At 38.9% G+C, this 6,320-nt stretch carries 7 protein-coding genes; 5 read left to right on the top strand and 2 right to left on the bottom strand.

All coding sequences use genetic code 11. The features are described 5' to 3' along the window. Positions 1-142 precede the first annotated feature (142 nt). Together AN391_RS14550 and AN391_RS14545 are read left to right on the top strand one after the other, a co-directional pair. Positions 143-529, top strand: coding sequence for a hypothetical protein (locus AN391_RS14550; RefSeq protein ID WP_055016072.1), 387 nt, complete (start codon positions 143-145; stop codon positions 527-529). Between the two features lie 69 nt (positions 530-598). After that, complete coding sequence (locus tag AN391_RS14545; RefSeq protein WP_055016071.1) at positions 599-1,219, top strand: FKBP-type peptidyl-prolyl cis-trans isomerase; 621 nt, start codon at positions 599-601, stop codon at positions 1,217-1,219. A gap of 382 nt (positions 1,220-1,601) precedes the next feature. On the opposite strand, the gene AN391_RS14540 is transcribed toward AN391_RS14545, so the two are convergent. Further along, the gene (locus tag AN391_RS14540; protein ID WP_055016070.1) at positions 1,602-3,989 is read right to left on the bottom strand and encodes a TonB-dependent receptor domain-containing protein; all 2,388 of its coding nucleotides are present in this window, start codon (positions 3,987-3,989) and stop codon (positions 1,602-1,604) included. A 124-nt stretch (positions 3,990-4,113) separates the two neighbouring features. Continuing rightward, a complete protein-coding gene (locus tag AN391_RS14535; RefSeq protein ID WP_055016069.1) occupies positions 4,114-4,503 on the bottom strand; it encodes a YkgJ family cysteine cluster protein in 390 nt (129 codons plus the stop codon). A 232-nt stretch (positions 4,504-4,735) separates the two neighbouring features. Between AN391_RS14535 and AN391_RS14530 the strand changes: the two genes are divergently transcribed. From AN391_RS14530 to AN391_RS14520, 3 genes are read left to right on the top strand one after another with little or no spacing between them, the layout of a single operon-like run. Then, a complete protein-coding gene (locus AN391_RS14530; RefSeq protein ID WP_055016068.1) occupies positions 4,736-5,161 on the top strand; it encodes a hypothetical protein in 426 nt (141 codons plus the stop codon). Positions 5,162-5,202: 41 nt separating this feature from the next. Continuing rightward, positions 5,203-5,676 carry a hypothetical protein gene (locus AN391_RS14525; RefSeq protein ID WP_055016067.1) on the top strand — a complete coding sequence of 158 codons (474 nt, stop codon included), beginning with the start codon at positions 5,203-5,205 and terminating at the stop codon, positions 5,674-5,676. Positions 5,677-5,701: 25 nt separating this feature from the next. Next, positions 5,702-6,304, top strand: a complete 603-nt coding sequence (locus AN391_RS14520) for a DUF1287 domain-containing protein (protein WP_055016066.1) — start codon at positions 5,702-5,704, stop codon at positions 6,302-6,304. Positions 6,305-6,320 lie beyond the last annotated feature (16 nt).

The raw sequence follows: 6,320 nt of genomic DNA, 5'->3' as shown, positions 1-6,320 counted from the left end.
AGAGATGGCAGAGTGGTCGAATGCACCGGTCTTGAAAACCGGCATAGGTTTGTAGCCTATCTAGGGTTCAAATCCCTATCTCTCCACCATTATTTAAAAAAACCGCCTTATGGGCGGTTTTTTGCTTTGTGGAGTTTAATAAATGTCAAAAGAAGCAAACCTTACTACATCGCAACGCTTAGTAAAGCATGTATTACTGTGGATTGTATTTGGTTACTGTTATCAAAGCGCGATTAATTTATTAATAAAAATGGCAGCAGATGCGCAACCAGACGCAACGCTTATCACTGCCTTTGCATATGGTATTGGCTTTAATGTTTTAACTGCGCACCTTATTACTAAATACGATACGCATTGGCCTATAATTGGCGCCGCTTTTATTGCTTTAGTAGGTTTAGTATTAGTGCCGCTAGTGTTGTTTGGCAGTGGCGGTTTAATAGCATGGCCACTGCTTGTTGGATTTTTATTCACTTTACCCCTTTTTAGCTACATAGTTGGTAAAATTAAGGTGAAACACAGTAAAAACTAGCCCCAAACCGGTTTTATTTTATGTTAGCATGTACGCGTCTTTTAACTAACAAAACGTGAAAAACACATTATGTCAGATAATTTTACTACAGATGCTGAAAAAGCAAGTTACGGTATTGGCTTACAAATGGGTGAGCAACTTAAGTCTAACCCTTTTGAAGGCTTAAACCTAAATTCAGTATTTGAAGGCATGAAAGATGCGTACGCTGGTAGCGCTTTTCAAGTTGAGCTCCCTGAGATCCAAGCTGCATTTGAAAAAATTAACGAAGAGATCCAAGCGCGTCGTGAAGAAGAAGCAAAAGTACTTTCTGCTGAAGGTATCGCATTCTTAGAAGAAAACGCTAAGCGTCCTGAAATCACTGTTACAGAGTCTGGTTTACAATACGAAGTACTAGCAACAGGTGAAGGCGAAAAGCCAACAGCTGAGTCTACAGTACGTGTTGACTACCACGGTACACTAATTAACGGAACTGTTTTTGATAGCTCTTACGAGCGCGGTCAACCTGCTGAATTCCCAGTGGGTGGCGTAATCAAAGGTTGGACTGAAGCATTACAAATGATGCCTGTAGGCACTAAATGGCGTATCTACGTTCCTCATGAGCTTGCTTATGGTGAACGTGGCGCAGGTGCTGCAATTGCACCTTTCTCAACGCTTATATTTGACGTTGAGCTACACGAAATCCTTTCTTAATTTAGTAATTAAGTCAGTATTTAAAAAGCCGTGGTCTTAGACCGCGGCTTTTTTGTAATACGTAGTTTAATACCAATTCTCAGGCCTTTACTAGTGTAGTCCAAACAGTTTGAAGAAGTAGGCTATGGTGAGGGCAGATAACCGTGTTGCTAGCTAGGCAACAATACGCTGTTGGGTTACTTTATATGTGAACTTTTTAACCTCAATAGCGCACCATTTAATACTTAAATTTATTTAGTACTGCGATGGTATTAAATCCACGTCTCACGCTTACTGCTTTATAAACATCAATTAAATAACCTAGTTAATTAAATGAAGTGGCATAAAAAAACCGCATATAAAATGCGGTTTTAAAACTAACTAAATAAATGCTAAAGCTTTATTAAAAGTAACCTCTAATACCAAAGCGGAAGTTTCTGCCTGGTAGTGGGGCTTTATCTTTTATAAACGAGCTATGAACAAAGCCAAGTTCGTCGGTAATGTTATCTACATTTAAGTACAGCTGCGTATCAATAGCGCCTAAACTTAATTGATAATTAGCTTGTGCATCAACAATTGTATAGCCATCTGTTTTGGTCTCGAAGGCGCTTATATCGTTTTGCTCAAAGTAGTGCGTACCGGTGAGCGTTAGTTGTAAATCGCCCACGTTGTATTGTAATTCAGAGCCTAATTTATTAGCAGGAATGCGTGGTAAATTCCCCGCATCATCTTTAAGCTTAGCGCGAGTTGAATCACCAAAAACTTTAATCATCGTACTTGGGTCTATTTGGTAGTGCACGTCAAACTCAATACCATATAGCTCAGCATCTTTACTGGCAAATTGATAAACAGCAACCGCATCATCGTGTGCACCAATCGCTGATTCTAACCCATCTTCTTCGTCGTAAACTAAGCCTGTATTTTGTTGGTAATAAAAGTTTTTAATATCGTTATAGAAAAAGTTTACTGTGTAGCCAAAATCACCGCTAAAGCGTCTAAAGCTTAAATCAAGGTTAGTCGATTTTTCTTGCTTAATGTCTTCTGGCTCAAAGTGCACCTCGTTATCTTCAATATGATAGCCAAGGCCTACTTCATAAGTACCTGTAGCAATGTGTAAACCATTAGATAAAAGTTCAGCAGAAAGAGGAGCACGCTCAGAGTGAGATAAGCTAAGCGCTACACTTTGCCCAGGTGTGTATTGCCAAATGGCGCCGACTGAGGCGCTTACATTAGTAAAGCTTTCGCTGTATGCAATACTTTCTTCTTCACCTTCATCATGATCTTCCTCTTCTTCATCATGGCTGTGGTCGTGCTCTGTTTCTGTAATTGTGCTTGTAATCTCATAGTCTTCAATACGTGCACCAAGCTCTACAGTTACATCTCCAAATTCACGCTCTTCTAGTAGATAGAGTGCATGAGTAGTGGTAACACTTGCAGGAGTAAAGGCCTCTTCACCAATGGCGTCGTAATCAGACTCGCTATAATGATAGCCAATCATACCGTGCCATTGAGCTAATTTATGCTCTACGTTTAAGCGCGCTTCGGTTGTTTCGTTTTTAAAGGTAGTGCCAATTTCACCGTCTTCAATTTCACTGTGTGAGTAATCAGTGTAGCCAACACGAAGGTTAATATTCTCAACCCAGTTATTATCCAGCGCATAACTAATCAGGCCTTGCCAACGATCTTGCTCAAGATGAGCATAAACAGACTCTTCTTCTTCCTCTGCGTGATCGTCGTGTTCTTCTTCGGTTTCACCTTCATGGTCATGGTCATGGTCATGATGCTCATGCCCAGGGATACCGTAATCGGTGTCAATGCTACCGTAAGAAAAGCCAACCGTTAAATGATCGCCCACATAACTAGTACCCACATTGAATGTATCACTATCTATAAAGGTGTTTTCTACAGTGTTTGCTGTTTCAACGTCACCATCTTCATCTGTAATACTAAAGGTCGGTGTTTCATAGTCATCACCACTGCGTTTGGTACCATCAAAATGAAAGTTAAATCCGTCATTGCCTGTTTCTAGTTTTGCAGCCACCGTATTTGAATTAGATACCGTGTCATGGCTGTATTCAGCAGCGCCGGATAAATCATCTAGATTGCTCGTTGGTATACGGTTATCAACTACATTTACTACACCACCAATTGCCCCTGAGCCATAAAGTAGGGTGCTTGGTCCGCGCAATACTTCAATTTGTTCAGCCGCTAAGCTGTCGCTTGAAGTTGCATGGTCTGGACCAATACGCGATGCATCGCTAGCATCTAAACCGTTTTGAGTAATCTTAACGCGAGGGCCATCTAAACCACGGATAATAGGGCTTGACGATACCGGGCCAAAGTAACTGGCATTTACACCTGGTAAGCCTTTTAGCGTTTCACCAAGGGTAGGTTTTGATTTGTTTTTAAGCTCATCACCTGATAAAACGCTAACAGGAGAAATCATCTCTAGGCTGTTTTTATGCAGTGCAGAGGCATATACAACAACGGTTTCTACCGAGGTAGGGGTAAGTGAAACCGTCACATTGTTTGAGTTTTCATTTACGGCAATACGCGAGTCTATAAAGTTGTCTTTACTTACATGTAATTGGCTTTGAGAGTCTACATCAATAGAAAATTCGCCCTGTGCGTTGGTTTTTACACCTTGGTCTTTACCATGTACGTGTACAGCTGCATTTTCAATAGGTTGGTTTTTATCATCTGTTATTTTACCGGTAACGGTAGCAGCAAGTGCTGAATGAGAACATAAAACAGAAAAAACTGCAGAAGAAATTAATGTTAACTTTGTCATTATCTTAAAGGTTCGCGGTTACTATGTTGTGATATAATATAACACCGCGTATTTGACATATCAACAATGTTATACTATAGCTTAATTTTTTCGATGAATAAACACGCGAATAAGATAAGCTGTTTTAAGAGCGGCTATCGAGCATAATTATATTGAGTTTACGCTGCGCTTTAGGCTGGTTATTTATATCCTTAGGCTCTATCATTTCGCATTCATCACGTATCATCTCAGAAACCAAGCTGGGGTATTGGCGGCAATCTTCTGGTCTATCCAGGTAAATGCTACAGGTATACATTGTTTTATGGGAGGGCGCTTTTTTAGGCGCTATTTCTAAAAAGGGGCAAACGATAAGCCTTAATTGCGTATGTGGATCGAACCAAATTTCATCATCTTTAACATATTGATAAATCTCTGGGTTAAACAGTGCCCACATTTCAATTTCTTGTACAGTTGCGCTTAAATCACCACCCCCGTATTTAATACAACATTTGCCACATTGGTTGCACTCTTTCATTTTTAGCCAGTATATTAGGAATTTATAAGTTTCTCAGTGTATCACTGTAACTAACGTGGGCTACTTTATATATATAATTTTAAAACCACACTTTTAATTACAACCGGTTATCTATTATTAATGTATCATTACACCTAGATAATTAGCCGTTCTTATAAGATCAGGACGCCTATAAATAGTATTTTTGCTAAATTAAATAGTTAGTTTAGCGGCCAGTTGAGGATAGTTCTTGATGATGAACACCAAAGTATATAAAGCAGTACATGATTTAGCAGAACAGTTGATGGAGGCTGCAAATAGAAACGACCGCAAAAGATTTGAATTATTATTTTCTAGGCTTAAAACGATTTGTGAAGAAAACGAGAATACCTCAAAAGATCACCCTGTACAGTGGGAAACCTTAGCTGACTTTACCGAAGAGCTTGAAGACGCTCTCACTACATACGAGAAAGCGCTAGAAAAGTCGATTGCAATAAATAATAAAGATCATATGGCATCGATAGCTTATTCAATGGCCACTTTACAAATAGAGCTAGGTAAAAAAGATGAGGCGATTAATAGCCTTAAAAGTGCCAAGGTAAGTGCTAATAAAATTGAAGATAAAGAACTCAAAGCAGAAATACACGAGCTGCTTGAGTCACTTATTGAAGAAGATTAAAACTTAAACTTGTAGTCATCAGTGAATGTTGGAGTAAGGATGTGCTGAAAAAAATAGAACAATGGATTGATAAAACTAACACTTATTACACATCACAAAGGGTATGCTGCAGTCAATTTAAGAATGAATTTAGTGACTTTTACCCTTTAGATTTTTTGAGTAACTCTTTTTATGTTGTGGTTGATAAAATCCCAAAGCCAGACTTTGATGAATTACGTTCTATGGGGGTGAGCGATTTTATTGACATGGACGCTGCAGGCATAACCTATAAAAACACCTATTATGTTCTGCCGCACATGCAAGATAATCTTCGTGTACATTTTCATGAATTAGTTCACGTAGCACAGTGGGGTGAGCTTGGCTCAATAGCATTTATGCAGCGTTACTTGAGTGAGATTCAGCAGCTTGGTTATCACAATGCACCACTTGAGTTGATGGCTTATGAACTCGATGCACATTTTACCCATGCGGGCGAGGGAATTAACATCCCAAGGCATGTTGCAAATACCCTGTAGCTAAACAGCTTTAAAAGGATTTTATATGATTCGCTATTATCTATATTTATTGTCGGTTATATCCTCAACCTGTGGTGCAAACATTTTTACCGAAGATATAAGCGCTGCTTTAATTGAAAGAACAACTCACTCGGTTATTTATAATGGTGCATATTATTCAATTACATACCCAGGGGGAGATGTGCCAAGTAACATTGGGGTATGTACTGATGTTATTATCAGAAGCTACAGAAAGTTAGGTGTAGATTTACAAAAATTAGTACATGAAGATATAAAAAATAACTTTGCGCTTTACCCCTCTAAACGAATCTGGGGGCTGACTAAACCGGATAAAAATATCGACCACCGAAGAGTGCCTAATTTACAAATTTACTTTAAAAGACACGGTTTAAATTTAGCAATATCTGGTGATCCTAATGACTACAAAACGGGTGATATAATAACTTGGATGTTACCCGGGAATCTTCCTCATATTGGCATGGTCGTTAATGAGTACTCTACACAAACCGGCAATCCTTTAATTGTACATAATATTGGGCGTGGTCCTGAAAAAACCGATATGCTCTTTGATTATAAAATCACAGGGCACTATCGGTTCGAACTAAAGCAGATTCATAAGACGCAGTAATACTCATTTGCAATAA

The sequence above is a fragment of the Pseudoalteromonas sp. P1-13-1a genome, from assembly GCF_001401875.1.
Taxonomy (GTDB): domain Bacteria; phylum Pseudomonadota; class Gammaproteobacteria; order Enterobacterales; family Alteromonadaceae; genus Pseudoalteromonas.
This window is presented reverse-complemented; position numbering and strand designations above follow the sequence as displayed.